General features: G+C 71.4%; 20 protein-coding genes. 4 read left to right on the forward strand and 16 right to left on the reverse strand.

Annotated features, from left to right (window positions below; translation table 11 throughout):
- Window positions 1-53 precede the first annotated feature (53 nt).
- From ftsZ to A5702_RS04890, 14 genes are all read right to left on the reverse strand, one after another.
- Window positions 54-1,205, reverse strand: coding sequence for a cell division protein FtsZ (gene ftsZ / locus A5702_RS04825; RefSeq protein WP_055405771.1), 1,152 nt, complete (start codon window positions 1,203-1,205; stop codon window positions 54-56).
- Window positions 1,206-1,432: 227 nt separating this feature from the next.
- Window positions 1,433-2,347 carry a cell division protein FtsQ gene (ftsQ, locus tag A5702_RS04830; RefSeq protein WP_068218729.1) on the reverse strand — a complete coding sequence of 305 codons (915 nt, stop codon included), beginning with the start codon at window positions 2,345-2,347 and terminating at the stop codon, window positions 1,433-1,435.
- A gap of 29 nt (window positions 2,348-2,376) precedes the next feature.
- Window positions 2,377-3,795: a UDP-N-acetylmuramate--L-alanine ligase gene (gene murC, locus A5702_RS04835; RefSeq protein ID WP_068218726.1), complete on the reverse strand. Its 1,419-nt coding sequence runs from the start codon at window positions 3,793-3,795 to the stop codon at window positions 2,377-2,379.
- A gap of 50 nt (window positions 3,796-3,845) precedes the next feature.
- Window positions 3,846-5,054: an undecaprenyldiphospho-muramoylpentapeptide beta-N-acetylglucosaminyltransferase gene (gene murG, locus A5702_RS04840; protein WP_068218695.1), complete on the reverse strand. Its 1,209-nt coding sequence runs from the start codon at window positions 5,052-5,054 to the stop codon at window positions 3,846-3,848.
- Window positions 5,051-6,649, reverse strand: coding sequence for a putative lipid II flippase FtsW (gene ftsW, locus A5702_RS04845; protein WP_068218697.1), 1,599 nt, complete (start codon window positions 6,647-6,649; stop codon window positions 5,051-5,053). The genes murG and ftsW overlap by 4 nt, the downstream gene beginning before the upstream one ends.
- Before the next feature lie 6 nt (window positions 6,650-6,655).
- Complete coding sequence (gene murD, locus A5702_RS04850) at window positions 6,656-8,113, reverse strand: UDP-N-acetylmuramoyl-L-alanine--D-glutamate ligase (RefSeq protein WP_369817866.1); 1,458 nt, start codon at window positions 8,111-8,113, stop codon at window positions 6,656-6,658.
- 1 nt (window position 8,114) lies between these two features.
- The gene (gene mraY / locus A5702_RS04855) at window positions 8,115-9,194 is read right to left on the reverse strand and encodes a phospho-N-acetylmuramoyl-pentapeptide-transferase (protein ID WP_068218700.1); all 1,080 of its coding nucleotides are present in this window, start codon (window positions 9,192-9,194) and stop codon (window positions 8,115-8,117) included.
- Window positions 9,191-10,711 (reverse strand): UDP-N-acetylmuramoyl-tripeptide--D-alanyl-D-alanine ligase, encoded by a 1,521-nt coding sequence (gene murF / locus A5702_RS04860; RefSeq protein WP_068218703.1) that lies wholly within the window; start codon window positions 10,709-10,711, stop codon window positions 9,191-9,193. The genes mraY and murF overlap by 4 nt, the downstream gene beginning before the upstream one ends.
- Window positions 10,708-12,258, reverse strand: a complete 1,551-nt coding sequence (locus tag A5702_RS04865; RefSeq protein WP_197506500.1) for a UDP-N-acetylmuramoyl-L-alanyl-D-glutamate--2,6-diaminopimelate ligase — start codon at window positions 12,256-12,258, stop codon at window positions 10,708-10,710. Before A5702_RS04865 ends, murF begins: the two co-directional genes overlap by 4 nt.
- A 175-nt stretch (window positions 12,259-12,433) precedes the next feature.
- A complete protein-coding gene (locus tag A5702_RS04870) occupies window positions 12,434-14,479 on the reverse strand; it encodes a penicillin-binding protein 2 (protein WP_055400969.1) in 2,046 nt (681 codons plus the stop codon).
- Window positions 14,476-15,645, reverse strand: a complete 1,170-nt coding sequence (locus A5702_RS04875) for a hypothetical protein (protein ID WP_055400971.1) — start codon at window positions 15,643-15,645, stop codon at window positions 14,476-14,478. The genes A5702_RS04870 and A5702_RS04875 overlap by 4 nt, the downstream gene beginning before the upstream one ends.
- Window positions 15,642-16,799 carry a 16S rRNA (cytosine(1402)-N(4))-methyltransferase RsmH gene (gene rsmH, locus A5702_RS04880; protein ID WP_156349459.1) on the reverse strand — a complete coding sequence of 386 codons (1,158 nt, stop codon included), beginning with the start codon at window positions 16,797-16,799 and terminating at the stop codon, window positions 15,642-15,644. Before rsmH ends, A5702_RS04875 begins: the two co-directional genes overlap by 4 nt.
- Window positions 16,774-17,205 (reverse strand): division/cell wall cluster transcriptional repressor MraZ, encoded by a 432-nt coding sequence (mraZ, locus tag A5702_RS04885; protein WP_007170790.1) that lies wholly within the window; start codon window positions 17,203-17,205, stop codon window positions 16,774-16,776. The genes rsmH and mraZ overlap by 26 nt, the downstream gene beginning before the upstream one ends.
- Before the next feature lie 423 nt (window positions 17,206-17,628).
- Window positions 17,629-18,033 (reverse strand): DUF3040 domain-containing protein, encoded by a 405-nt coding sequence (locus A5702_RS04890; protein WP_055400975.1) that lies wholly within the window; start codon window positions 18,031-18,033, stop codon window positions 17,629-17,631.
- Between the two features lie 304 nt (window positions 18,034-18,337).
- On the opposite strand from A5702_RS04890, the gene A5702_RS04895 reads away from it, so the two are divergent.
- Window positions 18,338-18,940, forward strand: a complete 603-nt coding sequence (locus A5702_RS04895; protein ID WP_055400977.1) for an N-acetyltransferase — start codon at window positions 18,338-18,340, stop codon at window positions 18,938-18,940.
- Between the two features lie 140 nt (window positions 18,941-19,080).
- Entirely contained in the window at window positions 19,081-19,728 is a 648-nt protein-coding gene (locus A5702_RS04900) for a DUF3153 domain-containing protein (protein ID WP_055401055.1), read from the forward strand.
- Here the strand turns inward: A5702_RS04900 and A5702_RS04905 are convergent.
- A complete protein-coding gene (locus A5702_RS04905; protein ID WP_055400979.1) occupies window positions 19,725-20,621 on the reverse strand; it encodes a mycobacterial-type methylenetetrahydrofolate reductase in 897 nt (298 codons plus the stop codon). The two genes, A5702_RS04900 and A5702_RS04905, sit on opposite strands and share 4 nt — an antisense overlap.
- Before the next feature lie 231 nt (window positions 20,622-20,852).
- On the opposite strand from A5702_RS04905, the gene idsA2 reads away from it, so the two are divergent.
- Together idsA2 and A5702_RS04915 are read left to right on the forward strand one after the other, a co-directional pair.
- Window positions 20,853-21,902 carry a bifunctional (2E,6E)-farnesyl/geranyl diphosphate synthase gene (idsA2, locus tag A5702_RS04910; RefSeq protein ID WP_068218708.1) on the forward strand — a complete coding sequence of 350 codons (1,050 nt, stop codon included), beginning with the start codon at window positions 20,853-20,855 and terminating at the stop codon, window positions 21,900-21,902.
- 4 nt (window positions 21,903-21,906) lie between these two features.
- Entirely contained in the window at window positions 21,907-23,457 is a 1,551-nt protein-coding gene (locus A5702_RS04915; RefSeq protein ID WP_068218710.1) for an alpha-(1->6)-mannopyranosyltransferase A, read from the forward strand.
- Here the strand turns inward: A5702_RS04915 and A5702_RS04920 are convergent.
- Entirely contained in the window at window positions 23,451-23,855 is a 405-nt protein-coding gene (locus A5702_RS04920; RefSeq protein WP_055400986.1) for an Rv2175c family DNA-binding protein, read from the reverse strand. The two genes, A5702_RS04915 and A5702_RS04920, sit on opposite strands and share 7 nt — an antisense overlap.
- Window positions 23,856-23,869 lie beyond the last annotated feature (14 nt).

Consider the following 23,869-nt stretch of genomic DNA (forward strand, 5'->3'; position numbering starts at 1 on the left):
CCCCCTATGTTTCTTGGCCGGTTCGTCGCGCAGCGGCAAGCAAATCGAGACCCTCAACGGCGCATGAACGGCGGCACGTCGACGTCGTCGTCGTCCCCGCCGATATTCAGCGTGGCACCGTTGGTGTGCACCGGCACGCTGACCGCGTCCACGGGCTCGAAGAGCGTCGAGGTGAGTTTGCCGGCCTTCGCCGACTCGATCCGGTGCGCACCGGCCTTCTCGGCGGCGGCGCCGCCGATGACCGGCTTGCGGCCGGGTCCGGTGGCGTCGAAACCCGCGGCGATCACGGTCACGCGCACCTCGTCGCCCAGCGAGTCGTCGATGACCGTACCGAAGATGATGTTCGCGTCCTGGTGGGCGGCGTCCTGCACCAGCGAGGCGGCCTCGTTGATCTCGAACAGCCCCAGGTCGCTGCCGCCGGCGATCGACATCAGCACGCCCTGGGCGCCCTCCATCGACGCCTCCAGCAGCGGCGAGTTGATCGCGATCTCGGCCGCCTTGAGCGAGCGGCCCTCGCCGCGGGCCGAACCGATGCCCATCAGCGCCGTGCCCGCGCCCGACATGATGCCCTTGACGTCGGCGAAGTCGACGTTGATCAGGCCCGGGGTGGTGATCAGGTCGGTGATGCCCTGCACGCCGTTGAGCAGCACCTCGTCGGCGCTGCGGAACGCGTCCATCAGCGACACCGCCGCGTCGCCCATCTGCAGCAGCCGGTCGTTGGGGATGACGATCAGGGTGTCGCAGCTCTCGCGCAGCGCGGCGATGCCGCTTTCGGCCTGGTTGCCGCGCCGTTTGCCCTCGAAGGAGAACGGCCGGGTGACCACGCCGACGGTCAGCGCGCCCAGCTTGCGGGCGATGCTGGCCACGACGGGCGCGCCGCCGGTGCCGGTGCCGCCGCCCTCGCCTGCGGTGACGAACACCATGTCGGCGCCGCGCAGCAGCTCCTCGATCTCGTCCTTGGCGTCCTCGGCGGCCCGGCGGCCCACCTCCGGGTCGGCTCCGGCGCCGAGCCCGCGGGTGGAGTCGCGGCCCACGTCGAGCTTGACGTCGGCGTCGCTCATCAACAGCGCCTGCGCGTCGGTGTTGATCGCGATGAACTCCACGCCCTTGAGGCCCTGCTCGATCATCCGGTTCACGGCGTTGACGCCGCCGCCACCGATACCCACGACCTTGATGACGGCCAGGTAGTTATGCGGGGGGGTCATCATTCGTTTTCCTCCCTGGTGGGCTCAGTTCTTCGCGACGGGATTGCTCGGAGAACGTTCGCGGTCCGCCCTGGCAAACCCTCAACCTCAACCATAGAGTTAGAGTTATGTCAAGTAGTTCCGCGCAACCAGAACGGTATGGGCATGGCGCGCCCTAACCACGCAGGCGCGCCGACGCGCGGCTCGCAAATTTTTCTGTTGCCACCGTCACAATCCGGCGGGCGCCCCTACTTCACCGTGGGCAGGTCGGGGCTCGAGACGTCGTAGGTCCGGCCGGGCTGGGTCAGCAGGGCGGCCAGCTTCTCGGCCTTCTCGTCGGTGCGGTCGGTCGTTCCCCAGATGATCACGCGCCCGTCGCCCAGGGTCAGCGTGATCGAGGCCACCGAGGGGGCCGCGATCCGGCCCACCTGACCCGCGACCTCGGGTCGCAGCGCGGTCAGCACCTGCAGGGCCGCCTTGGTGGCCGGGTCGGTGGGGCCCGGATCGGCGACGTCGAGGTAGGGCAGCGCCGGGGGCGGCGGCCCCGTCGCGAAGTCGACGCCGTCGCGGTCGAACAGGTGCGGGCCGTCGGGAAAGTCCTTCACCGCCACCGCAACTCGCTCGACGATCGTGATGCGCAGCGCCGACGGATACTGGCGCTGCACGCGGGCGCTGGCCACCCGCCGGATCGCCGCCACCCGATCGGCGACCTGGCTGGTGTTGATCTGCAGCAGCGGCGTCCCGGGCCGCACCCGCGCGGCGTCGAGCACCTCTTCCCTGGTCACCACGCCGGTGCCGATGACCACGATGTTGCGGGCCGACATCGCCGGCGTGAAGTAGAGAATCAGCGCGAGCCCGATCCCGAGGACGACCAGGAGCACCGTCACCAGCAGCATCTTCAAGCCGCGCACCACGCCCCGGGCGACGGGCTTGGGCTCGTCGGCCACGCGGCCGCTGAGCCGGCGTTTGGCCTCGCGGCGGGCCTCTTCGATGGCGGTGGCGCGCGCCTGGGCGGCCCGGCGTTCGGCGCGTTCGCGGCGGGCCCGCCGGCGCGGCCCCTCGAATTCGTCCGGTTCGGGCGTGATCTCGCCCTCGGGCCCCCCGACGAATATCGGCTCGGTGGCGGCCTCCCCTGCCTCGGGTGGCCCGCCGACCTCGCCCAGATCGCTCGGCGTCGGGTCGTTCGGCTGGGTCACCGCGGCGCCCCCGGCCGGCCGGGCGCGCTGCGGTTGTCCCGGATCCGCAGCTCGGTCACGATCTCCGGGCCCAGCAGGGTCACGTCACCCGCGCCCATCGTGACGATGACGTCCCCCGGCCCGGCCGCGGCCGCCACCTGCTCGGGGACCGCGGAGAAGTTGGGCAGGTAGCGCACGGGCACGCTGACGTGCTCGGCGACGCTGGCGCCGCTGACGCCGGCGAGCGGTTGCTCACGCGCGCCGTAGACATCGAGGACGAACACCTCGTCGGCGGCATCGAGCGCGCGGCCGAACTCCGCCGCGAATTCCTTTGTGCGCGAATACAAGTGGGGCTGAAACACCACCACGCTGCGACCGCCGCCGCTCTGCTCGAGGACCGTGCGAACCGCGGCCAGCGTGGCGCTGATCTCGGTGGGATGGTGAGCGTAGTCGTCGTAGACGCGCACCGACCCGGCGTTGCCCACCAGCTCGAACCGCCGGCGCACGCCCTCGAAGCCGGCCAGCCCGTCGAGCACGGCGTCGGGCGGAGCGCCGATCTCGAGCGCTGCCAGCAGCGCGCCCAGCGCGTTGAGCGCCATGTGCCGGCCGGGCACCGAAAGCCGCATCACGCGCGGGCGCTGTTCCCCCGCCAGCCGGATGTGCGCGACGGCCTCGGTGCCCTGCTGCTCCCAGGACACCAGGGTGGCGGCGTTCTCGGCATCCGGCGCGGATCCGTAGCGCAGCACCCGAATCCCCAGGGCGGCGGTGCGTTCGGCCAGCGCGGCCGCGCCCGGGTCGTCGACGCACACCACCAGTGCTCCCCCCGGGGCGAGGCGCTCCATGAAGGCGTCGAACACCCCGACGTAGGCGTCGGCGCTGCCGTAGAAGTCCAGATGGTCGGTCTCGATGTTGGTGACGACCGCGACGTTGGGCGTGTACTCCAGCAGCGAGCCGTCGCTCTCGTCGGCCTCGGCGACGAAGCAATCGCCGCTGCCGTGGTGCGCGTTGGTTCCGGCCTCCCCCATCTCGCCGCCGACCGCGAACGACGGGTCGCGCCCGCAGTGCTGCAGCGCCACGATCAACATCGACGTCGTCGTCGTCTTGCCGTGGGTGCCGGTGACCATCAGCGTGGTGCGCCCGTCCATCAGCCTGGCCAGCACGGCCGGACGCAGGATCACCGGGATGCCGCGCCGCCGGGCCTCGACGAGCTCGGGGTTGGTCTTCGGGATGGCCGCGTGGGTGGTGATGACGGCGGTCGGACCGCCCGGCAACAGGTCGAGCGACGACGCGTCGTGGCCGATGCGGATCGACGCGCCGCGGGCGCGCAACGCGTGCACGCCCCGCGACTCCTTGGCGTCCGAGCCCGACACCAGCGCCCCGCGGTCGAGCAGGATGCGCGCGATGCCGGACATGCCGGCTCCCCCGATGCCCACCATGTGCACCCTTGCCAACTCGGGGGGCAGCTCGGGCGGCAGCTGCTCGGCGTTCACCGTCGCCCTCCCGCCGCTGCCTTCCTGGCGATGTCCAGCGCCGCCTGTGCCACCTGGCGCGCCGCGTCGGGGTGCCCCACCCGCGCGGCGGCCGCCGTCATCGCCGCCAACCGGGGCGGGTCATTGAGCAGGCCGGCCACCTCGCGGGCGACCAGCTCTGGCGTCAGGGCGGCGTCGGCCACCACCATGCCGCCGCCGGCGTTGACCACCGGCAGCGCGTTGAGCCGCTGCTCGCCGTTGCCGATCGGCAGCGGCACGTAGATGGCCGGCAGACCGACCGCCGAAACCTCGGCGACGGTCATGGCACCGGACCGGCAGATCGCCAGGTCGGCGGCGGCGTAGGCCAGGTCCATCCGGTCGAGGTAGGGCACCGCGACGTAGGGCGGCTCGCTGGGCTGGCTCTCCCGCAGGTCCAGCGTGTTCTTCGGGCCGTGCGCGTGCAGCACCGACACGCCCGCGGCGGCCAGGTCGGCGGCGGCCGCGGACACCGCCCGGTTCAGCGACACCGCACCCTGCGAGCCGCCGAACACCAGCAACACCTTGGCGTCGTCGGCGAAGCCGAAGTGCCTGCGCGCCTCGGCGCGCAGCGCCGCGCGGTCCAGCGAGGTGATGGCCGCGCGCACCGGCACCCCGACCACCTCGGCGCGCGGTAACCCGCAGTCGGGCACCGCGGACAGCACCCGGTCGGCGCGGCGCGCGCCGACCCGGTTGGCCAGCCCGGCGCTGGCGTTGGCCTCGTGGATGAGCACCGGGACCCGGCGGCGACGGCCGAGACCGCGGGCGGCCAGGTACGCCGGCAGCGCCACGTAGCCGCCGAAACCGATGATGACGTCGGCGTCGACCGCGTCGAGGACGGCGCGGGTCTCCCGGACCGCGCGCCACACCCGCGGGGGCAGCCGCGCCAGGTCGCCGCTCGGCTTGCGCGGCAGCGGCACCGGCGTGATCAGCTCGAGGTGGTAACCGCGCTGGGGGACCAACCGCGTCTCCAGGCCGCGGTGGGTGCCCAGCGCGGTGATGCGCACCTGCGGGTCGAGCGCGCTGAGCGCGTCGGCCACCGCCATCGCGGGCTCGACGTGGCCGGCGGTGCCCCCGCCGGCCAGCACCACCGACAGGGGTTTGAGCGGCTTAAAAGCCGACAACGCGGCACCGGCGGGCTGGGGACTTCCCCCCAACCCGCCGGCCGGCTTGCTGACCGTGTCGTTCACCCGTAACGCTGACCTTCCAATGCGCGAGCGCGCCGTGCCTGACGCTGGCCGGCGTATCGCTGGCCAGATCCATGATGCACCGCCCGGCGGGCCGGCCGGCCGGCTGTGCGGGAGAAGGCCGGCCGCAGCGGTTCCTCGGCCTTGCGGGCGGGCTTGCGCGCGCCGTTGCGGGACGGGGCGCCCTTGGCCGGTTGCTTGCCGCTCCGCTTGCGATCACGGAACGACTCCAGCCGGGTCGGCACGTAGGGCTGGGGCAGCGGCAGCCGCAGGAACCGGTTCACCTTGTCGTCGCGGCCGGCGCGCAGGGCCGCCACGGCCTCCGGTTCGTGACGCGCCGCGTTGGCCATGATTCCGATCATGAAAAGCGTTGCGGCCGTTGAGGTTCCGCCGGCAGAGATGAGCGGCAGCTGGATGCCGGTGACCGGCAGGATGCCGATCACGTAACCGATGTTGATGAACGCCTGGCCCAGCACCCACATCGTCGTGGTCGCGGTCAGCAGCCGCAGGAAGGGGTCGGCCGAGCGGCGCGCGATGCGCATCCCGGTGTAGGCGAACAACCCGAAGAGCACCAGCAGACCGAACGCGCCGACGAAGCCCAGCTCCTCGCCGATGATCGCGAAGATGAAGTCGTTGTGGGCGTTGGGCAGGTAGTTCCACTTGGCGACGCCCTGGCCCAGGCCGTCGCCGAAGATGCCGCCGTGCGCCAGGGCGAACTTCGCCTGGCGGGCCTGATAGCCGGTGTCCATGGGGTCGTTCTCGGGGTTCATCCAGGATTTCACCCGGTCCGAGCGGTAACCCGCCGACATGGCCAGGATCGCCCCGGCCATGACGACGGCCACCAGCGAGGTGGCGAAGACGCGCAGTGGCAGCCCGGCGTACCACAGCAGCGCCAGCAGGATGATGCCCAGCGACACCGTCTGCCCCAGGTCGGGCTGGGCCACGATCAGCGCCAGTGCGATGACCGCCGCGGGGACCAGCGGAATCAGCATCTCGCGCAGCGAGGCCCGCTCCAGCCGGCGGGCCGCCAGCAGATGCGCGCCCCAGATGGCGAACGCGATTTTCGCCAGCTCGGAGGGCTGCATCGAAAAGCCGGCGATGACGAACCACTTCCGCGACCCGTTCGCCAGGTTTCCGATGCCGGGAACCAGCACGAGCACCAGCAGGATGACGGTGACGACGTACCCGGTGAAGGCGACGCGGCGGATGAACCGCACCGACATGCGCAGGGAGGAATAGCAGGCGATCAGGCCGATCACCGTCCACAGCACCTGCTTGCCGAAGATCACCCAGGCCGACCCGTCGGCGTCGTAGGACCGCACGCCCGAGGCCGACAGCACCATGATCAGGCCGAGCGTGGTCAGCAGCCCGGCCACGGCGATGATCAGGTGAAACGAGGTCATGGGCCGGCTCAGCCAGGCGCCGAACCGGTTGCGTTCCTCGGCCGCCTGCTTGTTCGCCGAAGGCTTGGCCTCGGAGGTGCCGACGATCGGGCCGGTGGCCTCGGCCTCGCCCGGTTCGGCGGCCGCGGTTGGCTCAGAAGCCGTCCCCGAAGTGTCCTTGCCCCGGCGTCTCAGCCGGGCCAGCGGGTTACCCACGCCCGCCTACCGGGTGGCCGCGCGGACGGCGGCGGCGAAGGCGTCGCCGCGGTCGGCGTAGCCGCTGAACTGGTCGAACGACGCGCCGGCCGGGGCCAGCAGCACGGTGTCGCCGGGCTGCGCCAGGTCGCGGGCCGCGGCGACCGCGGCCGTCATGACGGAAGTGCCGAGATCCCCGCCCGAATGTTTCACTTCTGTCACATTTGCACCAACAACCACAGCCGTCGCATTCATATCAGCATCCTCGCCTGTCACAACCTGGACGACGGGGACATCCGGCGCGTGTCGCGATAACGCCTCTGCAACCTCTTGCCGATCTCGGCCGATGAGCACGGCGCCGACCAGGTGAGAGGCCATCCTGGCGACCTCCGCGTCCACCGACGCGCCCTTGAGCAAACCGCCGGCCACCCAGACCACGCGCGGGTAGGCCAGCACGGACGCCTGGGCGGCGTGCGGGTTGGTGGCCTTGGAGTCGTCGACGTAGGTGATGCCGTCGGCGACGGCGACCACCTCCGCCCGATGCCGGCCCACCCGAAAGGACGCGATGGCCTGGGCGATCGCCTCGGCGGGCACGCCGACGCTGCGGGCCAGCGCCGCCGCGGCCAGGGCGTCGAGGATGCCCACGGGCCCGGGCACCGGAATCGATTCGACCGGCAGGAGCGCGAGGTCGTCGGCGAACGCGCGGTCGATCAGCTGGCCGTCGCGCACGCCCAGTTCGCCCGCCGCCGGTTCGCCGAGCCGGAAGCCGACGCGCACGGGCGCCGCCGCGGTGCCCAGCAGCGCGGCGGCCCGCTCGTCGTCGAGACCCACCACCGCCACCCGGCCGCCCAGCACCCGCGCCTTCGCCGCGGTGTAGTCGGCCATGGTGGAGTGCCAGTCCAGGTGGTCTTCGGCGATGTTGAGCACGGCGCCCGCCTCGGGCCGCACCGACGGCGCCCAGTGCAGCTGGAAGCTCGACAGCTCGACGGCCAGCAGGTCCCCGGGCGCGTCGAGCACATCCAGCACCGGTTCACCGATGTTGCCGCACAACAGACTTCGCCTGCCCGCGGCCGTCAGCATCGCGTGCAGCATCGACGTCGTGGTGGTCTTGCCGTTGGTGCCGGTCACCACCAGCCACGGACGCGGCGGACCGTACCGGCCGGCAGCGTCGAGCCGCCAGGCCAATTCCACATCGCCCCAGACCGGCACGCCCGCCGCCGCCGCGGCGACCAGTAGCGGCGTCTCCGGCGAGAAGCCCGGGCTGGTGACGAGCAGGGCGTAGTCGGCAACGCGCTCGGTGGCCGCCGACGTGGTCAGGGTCGTCACGCCGGCCTCGGCGTGGCGCCGCAGCGTGCCCGGGTCGTCGTCGCACAGGGTCGGCACCGCGCGGAACCTTGTCAGGGCCGCCAGCACCGCCCTGCCGGTGATGCCGCCGCCGGCCACCAGCACCGGCGCGCCGGGCGCCAGGGGATCGAGCCCGGCCACGTCAGGCACCGATCGCGGCCAGCCACTCACCGTAGAAAAGGGCCACGCCCAGACCGCAGGTGATGGCCGTCAGCAGCCAGAAGCGGATGATCACCGTCGTCTCGGCCCAGCCCGCCAATTCGAAATGGTGGTGGAAGGGTGCCATCCGGAACACCCGGCGCCCGGTGGTGCGAAACGCCAGGATTTGCAGCACCACGGACGACACCTCGGCCACGAACAGCGAGCCCAGCACGACGGCGAGGATCTCGGTGCGGCTGGTGACCGACAGGCCCGCGATGATGCCGCCCAACGCCAGCGATCCGGTGTCCCCCATGAAAATCTTTGCGGGAGCGGCGTTCCACCACAAGAATCCGATGCAGGCGCCCGCGGTCGCGGCCGCGACGAGCGCCAGATCCAGCGGGTCGCGCACGTTGTAGCAGCCCAGACCCGGCGCGGTGACGCAGGCGTTGCGGTACTGCCAGAAGGTGATCAACACGTAGGCGGCGGTCACCATCGCCATGCTGCCGGCGGCCAGCCCGTCCAGGCCGTCGGTGAAGTTGACCGCATTGGACCAGGCGCTGACGACGACGACGCAGAACAACACGAACAGGCCGGGAGCCAAAGTGACGGTGGCGATTTCGCGCACGTACGACAGGTCCGAGCTCGCCGGCGTCAGCCCGCTGCCGTTGCGGAACCGCAACGCCAGCACCCCGAACACCACCGCGGCCGCGACCTGCCCGACGGTCTTGGCCGTCTTGTTCAGCCCGAGGTTGCGCGACCGGCGGATCTTGATCAGGTCATCAAGGAAGCCGACACCGCCGAGCACGGTCGCCAGGCCCAGCACCAGCAGACCGGACGCGGAGACGCCCTCCCCGTCGAACGCCAGCCCGACCAGGTGCGTCCCCAGGTATCCGGCCCAGATGCCGGCCAGTATCGCCACCCCGCCCATCGACGGGGTGCCGCGCTTGGTGTGGTGGCTGGGCGGGCCGTCCTCACGGGTGTGGTGGCCGAAACCCTGCCGGGTGAACAGGCGAATCAGCGCTGGCGTCAACAGGATTGACACGGCGAGCGCGATCGCGACGGCGATCAGGATCTGTCTCACGGGCGCGTCCCGCCGTCGTCACGAGCCAGCTTGTCGGCCAGCGCGCCCAACCCGGCCGCGTTGGAGGCCTTGACCAGGACCACGTCGCCGGGCTGCATCTCGGCCCGCAGCAACTCCAGCGCGGCGTCGGCGTCGGCCACGTTGACGGCCTCGGCCCCCCACGAGCCCTCCATGACCGCTCCGTGGTGCATGGCGCTCATCGACCTCCCACTTCCCACGACGACCAGTCGAGACACATCTAAGCGCACCGCCAGCCGGCCGATGCGATCGTGCTCGGCTACCGCATCCTCGCCGAGCTCGGCCATCTCCCCCAACACCGCCCAACTCCGGCGCTTTTCGGTGGGGCCGGCCCCGCGGCCGTGGGCGATCCAGGCCAGCGCCTGCAGCCCGGCCCGCATCGAGTCGGGGTTGGCGTTGTAGGCGTCGTCGATCACCGTGACGCCGTCCGCCCGGGTGGTCACGTGCATCCGGTGCCGCGACACCGGCCCCGCCTGCGCCAGCGCGGCCGCCACCTGCTCGACGGTCGCGCCGCATTGCAGCGCGACCGCGCCGGCGCACAGCGCGTTGGTGACCTGATGGTCGCCGTACACGCCCAGCTGCACTTCGGCCGCGCCGTTCATCGCGTGCAGGGTAAAGCGCGGCCTGGCCAGTGCGTCCAGCGACACTCCGTCCGCCCAGACGTCGCTGGGGCCGGCATCGGTGTGGCTGGACCGGCTGACCCGCACCACCCGCGCCCTGGTGACGCGGGCCATGGCCGCCACCGCCGGGTCGTCGAAGTTGAGGATCACCACACCGGACGGCGGAACCGATTGCGGCAGTTCGGATTTGGTGCGCGCGATGGCTTCGCGCGAGCCGAACTCGCCCAGGTGGGCGGTGCCGACGTTTAGCACCACCCCGACCGACGGCGTGGCGATGTCGGCCAGCGCGGCGATGTTGCCGGGGTGGCGGGCCGACATTTCGAGCACCAGGTAGTCGGTGTTACGCGTCGCCCGCAACACCGTCCACGGGTGCCCGAGCTCGTTGTTGAACGACCCTGGCGGGGCGACCACCTCGCCCAGCGGCTCGAGCACGGCGGCCACCAGGTCTTTGGTCGACGTCTTCCCCGACGAGCCGGTGATGCCGACGATGGTCAGTCCACCCGCAACCAGCTCGGCGGCCACCGCCTTGGCCAGCTTGGCCAGCGCCGAAAGCACCGCGGCGCCCGAGCCGTCGGCGTCGTGCTCGAGGACCCCGGCCCGCGCGTCGGCGGCGCTCACCGGCGGCACCACGATGGCGGGCACGCCGACCGGCCGGGCGGCCAGCACGGCGGCCGCCCCGGCCGCCACGGCCGCGCCCGCGTAGTCGTGACCGTCGGCGCGGGCCCCGGGCAGCGCGAGGAACAAGCCACCGGAACCGACTGCCCGCGAGTCGAATTCGACGGTGCCGGTGACCCGCAGCTCCGCGGCCGCGGCCGGTGAGATGTCGGCCAGCGTGCCGCCCACGATCTCGGCGATCTGCGCGATGGTCAGGTCGATCATCGCCGCCCCTCCAGCGCTCGGGCCAACTCAACCCGGTCGTCGAAGGGTCGGACCTCCCTTGCCGAACGTTGTCCGGTCTCGTGGCCCTTGCCCGCGACCAGCACCACGTCGCCCGGGCCGGCCCACGCCACCGCGTGTTCGATCGCCGCCCGCCGGTCGCCGATCTCGACGACCTCGGCCCCACCGCCGGCCCCGGCCGCCCCGGCCAGGATCGCGCGGCGGATGGCGGCCGGGTCCTCGCCGCGGGGGTTGTCATCGGTGACGACGACCAGGTCGGCCAGCTCGGCCGCGGTCGCTCCCATCGGCGCCCGCTTGCCCGGGTCGCGTTCGCCGCCGGCGCCGAACACCACCGCCACCCGGCGACCCGGGCGCGCCAGCGTGGTCAGCACCGCCCGCAGCGCGCCCGGCTTGTGGGCGTAGTCGACCAGCGCCAGGAAGTCCTGCCCGCGATCGATCTCTTCCATGCGGCCGGGCACCCGGGTCGTCAACAAACCCGGCGCGGCCTGCTCCGGCGAGACCCCGACCGCATCCAGAATGGCCAGCGCGACAAGGCAATTGGCGATGTTGTAATCGCCCGGCAGCCGGATGCCGACCCGGTGGCGGACGCCGGCGGGGTCGATCGCGGTGAACTGCTGTCCCCCGGCGCCCATCGGGGTGACGTCCATGGCACGCCAGTGCGCGGGCTGGCCGGCGGCGCTGACGGTGATCGCGTCTCCAGCGCGGGCGGCCATGGCGCGCCCGGCGTCGTCGTCGACGCAGACCACCACCCGGCGGGCGCGCAGTGGCGACGCGGGATCGAACAGCTTCGCCTTGGCCTCGAAGTAGTCGGCCATGGTGGGGTGGAAGTCGAGGTGGTCGCGGGACAGGTTGGTGAAGCCGCCCACCGCGAATTTCGTGCCGTCCACGCGGCCCAGCGCCAGCGCGTGGCTGGACACCTCCATGACGACGGTGTCCACCCCGCGCTCGGCCATCGCCGCGAACATCGCCTGCAGCGCGGGGGCCTCCGGCGTGGTCAGCGCGCTCGGGACGTCGGCCCCGTCCATGCGGATGCCGACGGTGCCGATCAGTCCTGCCGTCCGGCCGGCCGCGCGCAGCCCGGACTCGACCAGATACGTCGTGGTCGTCTTGCCCGAGGTTCCGGTGATGCCGACGACGGTCGTGCGCTCCGAGGGGTTGCCGTAGACCGTGGCGGCCAGGGCACCGAGCACGCCGCGCGGCGCCGGGTGCACCAGCGTCGGCACGGCCGCCGCCGACGCGCCCATCTCCGCGACCCCGGCGGCATCGGTCAGGACGGCGACGGCGCCGCGTTCGATCGCCTCGCCCGCGTACCGGGCCCCGTGCGTCGACGCCCCGGTCAGCGCGGCGAACAGGTCGCCGGGATGCACGTCCTGGGCCCGTAGCGTCACCCCGGTGATGGCCACGTCCGGCACCGCCGCGCCGCGGTCGGCGAGCACCGCGCCGACCTGGGCCGCCAGCGCGGGCAGGCGCGTTCCCGCGCCTGCGCTGGGACGCAAACCAGTGGGCACCGACAAACCTCCCGTCCACACACGTGGTCCTCATGATCGGCCATGACACCCTACCGAGAGGCGCCTGCCACGCAGGTGGGCTCGTCGATTGAGTGTGCGTTGTGGGCCTTGCGCGTGCGCCGAGGGCGTTATTCGGGCCCGAATTCCGCCCTCAGCGCACGCTCGGCGCCGTCACCGCACGCGCCGCGGGTCGCCGCTAGGTGGCCTGCAACGTCAGGGGCGGGCCCGGGTCGGGCGAGAGCGGCACGTTTTCGCGCTGCATCAGCCAGCCGGCGATGTTGTGGAACAGCGGGGCCGCCGAGTGGCCCGGCGTACCGTCCGCGTTGCGATCCGGGTTGTTCATCATGATGCCGATGACGTAGCGCGGATTGTCGACCGTGGCCATTCCGGCGAAGGTGATCCAGTAGACGTTGTCGAAGTAGCAACCGCAGGCCGGGTTGATCTGCTGGGCGGTGCCCGTCTTGCCCGCCATCTGGTAACCCGTCACCGCGGCGGCGGGCCCGGTGCCCTGCTGATAACCCATCGGGTCGCGTTGCACGACGGCGCGCAGCATGTTGCGCACGGTCTGCGCGGTCTGCGGCGACACCACCCGCACGCCTTCGGGCCGCGGTTCTTCGGTCCGGGTGCCGTCGGGCGCGATGGTGGCCTTGACGATCCGCGGCGGAACGCGAACCCCGTCGTTGGCGATCGTCTGGTACATGCCGGCCATCTGCAGCAGAGTCATCGAAAGGCCCTGCCCGATGGGCAGGTTCGAGAACGTGCTGCCCGACCATTGGTCGATGGGTGGCACCAGGCCGGCGCTCTCGCCCGGCAGGCCCACGTTGGTGCGTTGCCCGAGGCCGAATTTGCGGACCATGTCGTAGAAGCGTTCCGGGCCGACGCGCTGGGCGAGCATCAAAGTGCCGACGTTGGAGGACTTTCCGAACACGCCGGTCGTGGTGTAGGGCATCACGCCGTGTTCCCACGCGTCGTGGATGGACACCCCGCCCATCTGGATCGACCCGGGCACCTGCAACACCTCATCGGGGTTGGACAAGCCGTACTCGATCACCGAAGACGCGGTGATGACCTTGTTGACCGAGCCGGGCTCGAACGGCGAGGACACCGCCAGGTTGCCCAGCTGTCTGTCGCCCTGACGCCCGATGTCCTGCGACGGGTCAAAGGTGTTGTCGTTGGCCATGGCCAGCACCTCGCCGGTCTTCGAGTCCAGCACGACGGCCGAAACATCGTGCGCGCCCGAGAGATTCTTGGCCTGCTGCACCTGCTGCTGCACATAGAACTGGATGTCGTCGTCGAGCGTCAGCTGGACCGTCGAACCGTTGACCGCCCGATGCCGGTTGCGGTAACTGCCGGGGATGACGACGCCGTCGGAGCCGCGGTCATAGGTGACCGAGCCGTCGGTGCCGGACAACACGGAGTCGAGCGACTCCTCCAGCCCCAGCAGCCCATGACCGTCCCAGTCGATGCCGCCGACGATGTTGGCCGCCAACGACCCGCCGGGATACTGCCGCAGATCCTGGCGCTCCGAACCGACCTCGGGGTACTTGTCGGAGATCGCGCTGGCCACCGCGGGGTCGACGGCGCGGGCCAGATACACGAACGTCTCGTCGCTCTGCAACTTCTTCAGCACCGTCGCGGAGTCCGGCTTGTTGCCCAGCCGGGTGGAGACCTCCTTGGCGATGTCGCGCAGCCGCTGCGCGGGATCGGGTGCCACCGAGTTCTTGGCCTTGGCCTCTTCCAGCTGCTTACGAATCCGCTTGGGCTGGAACGTCAACGCGCGCGACTCCGTGGTGAACGCCAGCTGATCCTTGTTGCGGTCGACGATGCTGCCGCGCACCGCCTTCTCGACGTCGGTGACCTTGAGCTGACCCGCGGCCTGGGCGCGCAGCGTCGGCGCGTTGGTCACCTGCAGGACGAACAGCTGGACCGCCGCCACCACGACCAGGATCCCGATGGCCGCGTTGCCGGCCCGGTGCCGAAAGACGAACGACGCGCCGCGGGTGCCCGCCTGCACGAGCTGCCGGGTGCGCCGCTCCCGCGCCGAATGCCCGGTCGCCACCGCGTCCGAGGCCTTCTTGGCGTCCTTGGCCTTGCCCTTGCGGAATCGCTTCGGTTCCCGCGGATCCTGCGCCTGTTGCTTCGCGCGCCGCTTGGGTTGCCGAATCCCCTTGGCTTCCTGCGCCTTCCGGGGTCCGCGGGTGGCCTGCGACCGGCGGGCCCGCGCGGAGTCGCCGCGGCTCATCGGGGCGCACCCGGCGCCGCGACGGGGCCCGGCGCCACGGGCTGCGGCGCGAGCACCGGCGCCGCGGGGACGACGGGCGCGGCGGGGATGGCCCCCCGCTGCACCGGGACCGGCACCTCCGCGGGCAGCGGTGCGGGCACCTGGCCGGGCGGCGGAACGGGCATGCCGCCCAACGGGATCGGCACCTCAGCGGGCAAGGGGGCGAGCGCCGGCCCGGCCGGCGCGGGCAAGCCCGGCACCGGCGCACCCGGCGTGGGCATCGCGGCGGGGGCCTGCCCGGTGACGGGCGCCCCCGGCACGGCCGGCGCGCCGGGCAGCTGCGGCGCGGTCTGGCCCAGGTGCTGGCCGCCGAGCGTCGCTGACCCGTCCGGTGCGCGCAGCAGCGCCTCGGGTCCGGGCCGCGCGGGGACGGGCGCCGCCGGGTCGGGTTGCAACCGGATCGGCACCTCGGCCGGCGGCGCCGGCGGTGCCGGGGGTGCCGGCGGACCCTGTTCGGGCAGTTTGCTGTTCAACGGAGGGGGCGGCACGCCGTCGGCCGGCTTCGGTGTGCCGACGACCACCCAGTTCCCGGACGGGTCCTGGACCAGGTGCGCGGTGTCCCGCGTCGGGATCATGCCCTGTTTGCGGGCCGCTTCGGCGAGCGCCGGCGCCGATTCCGCCTCGCGCACATCGCGTTCCAGCGCCTCTTTCTGCTGTTGCAGCAGCCGGGTTTTCTCGCGGGCGTGGCTCAATTTGTAGGAGCGCTCGGCGGAGTCCGTGGACAACCACAGCGTGAGACCCAGCCCGACGCCGAGCGCACCGATGACCAACACGACAAACGGAACCTTGCTCGCCAGGGTGCGGGGCCGCAGGTCGATCGAGGCCAGCCTGGCCGCCAACCGTTCGCTCAGGCGGGGACGAACCACCTTGGGCGCCTTGGCCTTCCGCGCCTTGGCCCGGGCCTTCGCCTGACTCGCGTTCTTGGGCCGTGCCGGCCGCTCGACCGGCCGGGCGATGGGGCTGGTGTGCGGGCCGGACTTGGGCGCACGGCTCTCACGCGTGGGCGCCGACGCCCGCCCCGGCCGGGTCCGGCGCGCCGGGCCGGGATCGGCCGACGAGCGTCCGCCCCGCCTGGCGGAGCCGTCGCGCCCGCCGCGGCGATTCGGCGTCTCCCGCTTTGCTTTCATGCGTCGCCCTTTCCGGTTGCCTGCTGGACCCGTTGGACAGCTCGTAGTCGCACCGCGGCGCTGCGCGGATTGCGCTCCACCTCGGCGGCGTCCGCACGTTCGGCGCCGTGCGTCAGCGACCGGAATCGCGGCTCGTGGCCGGGAAGTTCGACCGGCAGATCCACCGGCGTGCGGGACGCGACCGCGTCCGCGAACAGCCGCTTGACGATCCGGTCTTCCAGCGATTGGTAGGCCAGCACCACCATGCGTCCGCCCACGGCGAGCGCGTCCAGCCCGGCCGGGATCGCGCTGCGTAACGAGTTCAGTTCGTCGTTGACCGCGATCCGCAGGGCCTGGAAGGTCCGCTTGGCGGGGTGTCCCCCGGTGCGCCGCGCGGGGGCCGGGATCGCTTGGTAGAGCAACTCGACCAACTCCGCCGTCGAGGTGAAGGGTGCGCGGGCGCGCCGGCGCACGATCTGCGCGGCGATGCGGCGCGCGAACCGCTCCTCGCCGTAGCGGTGCAGGATGTCGGCCAGCGCCGCCTCGTCGTAGGTGTTGAGGATGTCCGCCGCGGTCAACGACGACTCGGGGTCCATCCGCATGTCCAACGGCGCGTCCTGCGCGTACGCGAAGCCCCGCTCGGCGCGGTCGAGCTGCATGGACGACACCCCTAGGTCGAACAGCATCCCGTCGACCGATGCCGCTGTGGCGTAACCGTTTTCGGCCAGCGCGGCGGCCAGGCCGTCATAGCGGGTGTGCACCAGCGTGATCCGGTCGGCGAATCGGTCGAGCCGCGCCCGGGTGATTGCCAGCGCATTGGGGTCGCGGTCGAGTCCGATCAGTCGCAGCCCGGGCAGGTCGCTCAGGAAGCGTTCGGCATGCCCACCCGCCCCCAGGGTGGCGTCGAGCAGCACCGCGCCCGAACCGTCGGCGTGGTGACGGGTCAGCGCGGGGGTGAGCAGTTCGACGCAACGGTCCAGCAGGACGGGTACGTGCCCGAAGTCTCCCGAATCGTCAGCCACCGCAACACCTCCCCGGATCGGGCGAGACGCCCCTGCATCGAGGTCCCTGTCCGAAGGCACGAACCTGGCGTTGGGGAAGTACGCCAGGGTCGGTTCGGGCAGAGGCCACGTTGCACGGGCATGCGCCTCAGATGATGTCGCCGAGTGCTTCATCGCTGGCCGCGGAGAAGTTCTCTTCGTGGGTCTGCTGGTAGTCCTGCCAGGCTTGCGCGTCCCAGATTTCGAGGTAATCGACCGCTCCGATCACCACGCAATCCTTGGACAGGTTGGCGTAGCGGCGGTGGTCGGCCGACAGCGTGATGCGCCCCTGCGCGTCGGGATGCTGCTCGTCGGTTCCCGCGGCGAGATTGCGCAGGAACGCGCGGGCGTCGGGGTTGCTCCGCGAGGCCTTGCTCGCCCGGCGCGCGAGCTGCTCGAATTCCCCGCGCGGGTAGACGGCGAGGCTGTGGTCTTGGCTCTTGGTGACCATCAACCCCCCTGCCAGCGCGTCGCGGAACTTGGCGGGCAGCGTGAGCCGCCCCTTGTCGTCGAGTTTGGGCGTGTAGGTGCCGAGAAACACCTGCTCACCTCCCCTGTGGGGTCACCCAAACACTGCAGCCACCATACCCCACAATCCCCCACTTCGCCCCATTCCTAGGGTGTCGCGGCGGAGTTTTTCGGGTTATCCGCCACCCACGGCCGCTCCCATCGGGGCGCGGTGGCTCCCAGGGCCACGTCGCGCACCCCGGCGGACGGAAGAAAACCCCACTTCAGGGCCTCGCCACGGGGCCAGTGGGGCATAGTGGGGCCGCTCGGTGGGGCCGGGTGGGGCGTGGGGCCTGCGTCAAAACTCGGTTCGGGCTCGATCCGGCGTCAAAACGGCATCGACCGCCCGACGGTCGCCGGCCGGCCGGGTCGCGTCGGCGATGATGGCGCCGCCGGCCCGCTGCGGGCGTGAAAAAGGGGTAGCCGCGGGGCTACCCCGATGGGTTGACGGTTGCCGCTAGTCGTCGAAGCGGCGGCGGAACCGGTCTTCCATCCGGCTGGTGAACGAACCCCCGCCGCCCTTGTTGCGGCGCTGGCGCGACGAGCCGGACGCCGATCCGGGGAGGTCGGGCCGGCCGGACAGCCGTGGGCCGGTGATGGCGAACACGACGCCGCCGAACATCACGATGAATCCGAAGACGCTGAGGATCGGGAAGTTTCCGATCATGGTGGCCTTGAACGCCACTCCTGAGACCAGCATCGCCAGGCCGATGACGAACAGCGCCGCGCCCTGCAGGCGGCGGCGCGCGGTGGGCGCGCGGAACCCCCCGCCGCGGACGCTCGACGCGAATTTGGGGTCTTCGGCATAGAGAGCGCTCTCGATCTGATCGAGCATCCGCTGCTCATGATCGGAGAGTGGCATTCGTCCCTCCTTGCCGACAGTTTGACGCGTAACTATCGATAGCACGCGGATGCCCGTTGCGGGGGCAACTATTCGAAATGATACGAGGTCAATCTGTGCCTTACCACTGGTTCGGTGCCGATTCTATCCCCGCCGCGGCCGGGCATCAGCCGCAGCCGCAACGGCGGTGCGCTACAACCGCCTTGCCGAACCGGCATGGTTCCCCGGTTCATTGCCGCGACCGCTCGTCGGGGAACCCGCCGCGGGTCCGATAATGACGGTGGCAGCGCGCCGTTGGACCACGGGATGAGGAGGGCACCGCGAGTTGGCGATATTCCTCATCGATCTGCCGCCCACCGATATGGAGCGCCGTCTCGGTGACGCCCTGAAGGTGTATGTGGACGCGATGCGGTACCCGCGGGGCACCGAGAACCAGCGCGCGGCGATGTGGCTCGAGCACATCCGCCGCCACGGGTGGCAAGGGGTGGGCGTCGTCGATGTCGAACTGGCCGAGGGCGCGCCGATCCCGCCGGCGGCGGAGCTGAGCAAGGCGCCGCTGCTCGGCGTGGCCTACGGCTACCCCGGGGCGCCCGGGCAGTGGTGGCAGCAACAGGTCGTCCTCGGCATGCAACGCGGCGGGCTGTCGGCCCAGGAGATCGCCGGCCTGATGAGCAGCTATTTCGAGTTGACCGAACTGCACATCCACCCCCGCGCGCAGGGGCGCGGCCTCGGGGAGGCGCTGGCCCGGCGGCTGCTGGCCGGCCGGGCCGAAAAGAATGTCCTGCTGTCCACCCCGGAGACCAACGGCGAGCCGAACCGGGCCTGGCGGTTGTACCGGCGGCTGGGTTTCACCGACGTCATCCGCCGCTACCACTTCGCGGGTGACCCACGGGCGTTCGCGATCCTGGGCCGCAAGCTGCCCCTGTGACCGCCGGCTCGGGGGCGCGCCCGGACGGACATGCCGAAGCGGCGCGCCGCATCTGGCACGATGACCTGGTGCGCGCCAGCCTCGCCCCGTGCCGACCCGCCGGATTCACCGCGCGGCGGCGCCGCTTGGTGGCCATCGCGATGCTGCTCATGCTGGTGCCGCTGGCCACCGGGTGCCTGCGGGTGCGGGCGTCGCTCACCATCTCGCCCGACGACCTGGTGTCCGGTGAGATCGTCGCCGCCGCTAAACCCAAGACGCCCAAGGACACCGGCCCGCAGCTCGACAGCAACAACCTGCCGTTCAGCCAGAAGGTGGCGGTGTCCAACTACGACAGCGACGGCTACGTCGGGTCGCAGGCGGTGTTCTCCGATCTGACCTTCGCGGAGTTGCCGCAGCTGGCCAACATGAACTCCGACGCGCAGGGCGTCAACCTGTCGCTGCGCCGCAACGGCAACCTGGTGATCCTGGAGGGCCGGGCGGACCTGACGTCGCTGACCGATTCCGAGGCCGAGGTCGAGCTGACCGTCGCCTTCCCGGGCGTGGTGACTTCCACCAACGGCGATCGGGTCGAGTCCACCGTGGTGTCCTGGAAACTCAAGCCGGGCGTGGTGACCACGATGACCGCCCAGGCCCGCTACACCGACCCGAACACCCGGTCGTTCACCGGGGCCGGCGTCTGGCTGGGCATCGCGTCCTTCGCGGCGGCCGGCGTGGTGGCGCTGCTGGCGTGGATGAACCGCGACCGCTCCCCGCGGCTCACCGCACCGCGCGACCAGTCGCCGAGCTAGCCCTGCGGGGCGGGTGACCAGTACGCCAGCATCTCGGCGAACGTCTGGAAGGCGGGCGCCGAGACGCCGTAGGTCGCCTCCAGGTGGATGCTCAGCGGGAAGCCCAGCTCCGCGACCCCGTCGATCACGCGTTTGTACAGGTCGACCATCAGCTGGCGCTTCTCGGGCGGTTCGCTGGCGGCCAGCCGCCTCACGAATTCCTGCTCGGCGGCCACCGCCGCGTTACCCGAGTCCTGGATCAGCCAGTTGATCAGGCCGACCCGGCTCTCCATCTTCGGGACGAACCCGAACGACAGCAGGATCTCCGGCCGGTGGTCGGTGCTGGCGGCGAATTCGCGCAGGAATCCCACGATCGCGTCCGAATACAGCAGCTGGGTCATGCCGTAGGTCGCGCCCTGGTCGCACTTGAAGTTGAACCGGCCCTGTTCGCCGTCCCGGGTGGGGATCAGGATCACCCCGCGGTTGGGCACCAGGTCGCGGTAGATGGACAGGGCGTCGGTCGGGGCGACGCCGGAGCCTTCACCGTCGTTCATGGTGCGCGGAACGCCGACGAAGACCACGCCCTCCATTCCGGCCGCGCGCAACTCGGTCAGCCGCCGGCGCAGCGACGGCTCGTCGGAGAAGGCGGTCACCTGGGTGCACAGGCCGTGCAGCCCGGCCAGCTCGGGCTTGACGATCGACCAGAAGTCCAGCACGTCCAGTTTGGTCTTCATCGTGATCGGACGGTCGTCGTCCTCGGCGATGATGCCCGGGATCATCACGTGCCGCAGCCGGCCGTCCAGACCGGTTTCCGCCGAGAACTGCACCACTTTTCGCGCGTCTTCGAGCGCCCGCTCCCGGCCTTCGTCGGCGTTGGGCGGCACCAGCTCGAGCGCAATGGTGTTGAGTGTCACGCGGCTTCTCTCCATCCGACGACTAGCGGCTTGAGCTTCCCCGGCCGCACGGCAGTGGGCGGTCCCGGCACCCCGACAGCATAGGCGGGGGGCTACTTGCCAAGATCCCCGGTGCGGCGCCGAATACACTGGTCGGGCCCGCGACAAACCGTGCCGCGTCGAGCAGAAAGTCGAGCAGAAAGGGGTGCCGCGCTGAGCCCCAACGCCCCAGCGGCAGCGGCAACCGTCGAGTTGACCGGCGCGATCACCGATCGGCTTCGGCAATACCTGCGCGACCGGCGCGCCGACACCGCCTACATCGGCAGCGACTACGAACTCATGGTCGGGGCGCTCGAGGATTTCGTGCTCAACGGGGGCAAGCGGCTGCGGCCGGCCTTCGCCTACTGGGGCTGGCGGGCCGTCGCGGCCGGGGAACCCGATTCCGAAGTGCTGCTGCTGTTTTCCGCGCTGGAGCTGCTGCACGCCTGCGCCCTGGTGCACGACGACGTGATCGACGACTCCTCGACCCGCCGCGGCCGGCCCACCGCGCATGTCCGGTTCGCGGCCCTGCATCGCGACCGGCAGTGGCGCGGCTCCCCGGAGCGGTTCGGGCTGTCGGCCGCCATCCTGCTCGGCGACCTCGCGTTGTCGTGGGCCGACGACATCGTGCTTCGCGCGGGCCTGGCGCCCGACGCCGCGCGGCGCGTCCAGCGGGTATGGGCCGAAATCCGCACCGAGGTGCTGGGCGGCCAATTCCTGGACATCGTCGCCGAGGCCAGCGCCGCCGAGTCGATCGCGTCGGCGATGAACGTCGATACCTACAAGACCGCCTGTTACACGGTGTCGCGGCCGCTGCAGTTGGGGGCGGCCGCCGCCGCCGACCGGCCCGACGTGCAGGAGGTCTTCGGCCGGTTCGGGACCGACCTCGGGGTGGCGTTTCAGCTCCGCGACGACGTGCTGGGCGTGTTCGGGGATCCGGCGGTGACCGGCAAGCCGTCGGGTGACGACCTGCGGTCGGGCAAGCGCACCGTGCTGCTGGCTGAGGCCGTCGAGTTGGCCGAGCGATCAGATCCGTTGGCCGCCAAGCTGTTACGCGATTCGATCGGCGCGCAGCTGACCGACGCGCAGGTGGACCGGCTGCGCGAGGTGATCGAGTCGGTGGGCGCCCTGGCCGCGGCGGAGCAACGCATCGCCGAGCTGACCCGACGCGCGCTGGCCGCGCTGGCGGCCGCACCCATCGACGCGGCGGCCAAAGCCGGACTCACCGACCTGGCCAGACTGGCCACCGACCGGTCCGCCTGAACCGATGACCACTCCGACGCACACCCCGCCCTCCGGCTCGCCGGCAGCGAAACCGGCTGACGGCGGCGGCTTTTCGCGGTTGCGCGCGTTCGCCGTTTCCGAGGACGCCCGGCCGGCGAAGCTGGGCATGCTCGGCGCGGCGCTGATCACCGTGGGCGGCCTTGGCGCGGGCAGCACCCGCCAACACGACCCGCTGCTGGAATCAATGCACATGTCCTGGCTGCGTTTCGGCCACGGCCTGGTGTTGTCGTCTGTGGTGTTGTGGACCGGCGTGGGCCTGATGCTGATCGCGTGGCTGGGCTTGGGCCGGCGCGTGCTGGCCGGCGAAGTGACCGAGTTCATGATGAAGGCCACCACCGGCTTCTGGCTGGTGCCATTGCTGGTGTCGGTGCCCGTCTTCAGCCGGGACACCTACTCGTACCTGGCCCAGGGCGCGCTGCTGCGCGACGGCCTGGATCCGTACGCCGTCGGACCGGTCGCCAACCCGAACAGCTTGCTGGACAACGTAAGTCCCATCTGGACGATCACCACCGCCCCGTACGGCCCCGCGTTCATTCTGGTGGCAAAGCTGGTCACCATGGCCGTCGGCAACAACGTGGTGGCCGGAACGGCGCTGCTGCGCCTGTGCATGCTGCCGGGGCTGGCCCTGCTGATCTGGGCCGCCCCCCGCCTGGCCCGCCACCTGGGCAACGACGGCTCGACGGCCCTGTGGATCTGCGTGCTCAACCCGCTGGTGCTCATCCACCTGATGGGCGGGGTGCACAACGAGATGCTCATGGTGGGACTGATGGCCGCCGGCATCGCGCTGAGCTTCGCCGGGCGCCACGTCCTGGGCACGACGCTGATCACCGTGGCGATCGCGGTCAAGGCCACGGCCGGGATCGCCCTGCCGTTCATGGTGTGGGTGTGGATGCGGCACTTGCGCGACCGTCGCGGCTACCGGCCGGCCACGGCATTCGTGGCCGCCGCGGCCATGTCGCTGCTGATCTTCGTCGTCGTGTTCGGCATCCTGTCGGCCGTGGCCGGCGTCGGGCTGGGCTGGCTGACGGCGCTGGCCGGGTCGGTGAAGATCATCAACTGGCTGACGGTGCCGACCGCGGCCGCCAACATCATCCACGCCGTGTTCAGCGGGTTCTTCCCGGTGCACTTCTACCCGATGCTGCGGATCGCCCGCCTCGTCGGGGTCGCCGTCATCGCCATGGCGCTGCCGCTGTTGTGGTGGCGGTTCCGGCGCGACGATCGGGAGGCACTGACCGGCATCGCGATCTCGATGCTCGTCGTGGTGCTGTTCGTCCCCGCGGCCTTGCCGTGGTACTACTCCTGGCCGCTGGCGGTGGTCGCCCCGCTGGCGCAGTCCCGACGGGCGATCGCGATCATCGCCGGCCTGTCCACGTGGGTGATGGTGATCTTCAAACCCGATGGCTCACACGGGATGTACTCGTGGCTGCACTTCTTGCTGGCCACCGCCTGCGCGCTGATCGCCTGGTACAGCCTGCACCGCGCCCCCGACCGGCGGGCCGGCCAAGCCGAGGAAGCCGCGCTCGCCGCTCAGTAAGCCATGGCCTGCGCCCGGCGCACGACCTCCCGCGCCTGATGCGCGTGTAGGGCGTCGACGGGGCGGGCGTTGCTGATGGAATCCCGGCTGCCGTCGTGGGTGATCGTCAGCGACGGGTCGGGGGTGAACAGCCACCGCACGATCTCCGTGTCGTGGTAGCCGCCGTCGTGCAGGATGGTCAGCAGCCCGGGCAGGCTCTTGACCACCTCACCGGACTTGGTGAAGAACACCTGCGGCACCACCACGCCGCCGTCGCGCTTCACCGCGACCAGGTGGCCTTCCCGGAGTTGCTGCTGCACCTTGCTGACCGAAATCCGGAGCAATTCGGCGACCCGCGGCAGGTCGTAGGTCGGCTCGTCGGGATCCAATACGTCGTCGCCGGCAGGAACACTGCTCACGGCGCAAGTGTAGG

The organism is Mycobacterium sp. E3339, assembly GCF_001666915.1.
Taxonomy (GTDB): Bacteria; Actinomycetota; Actinomycetes; order Mycobacteriales; family Mycobacteriaceae; genus Mycobacterium.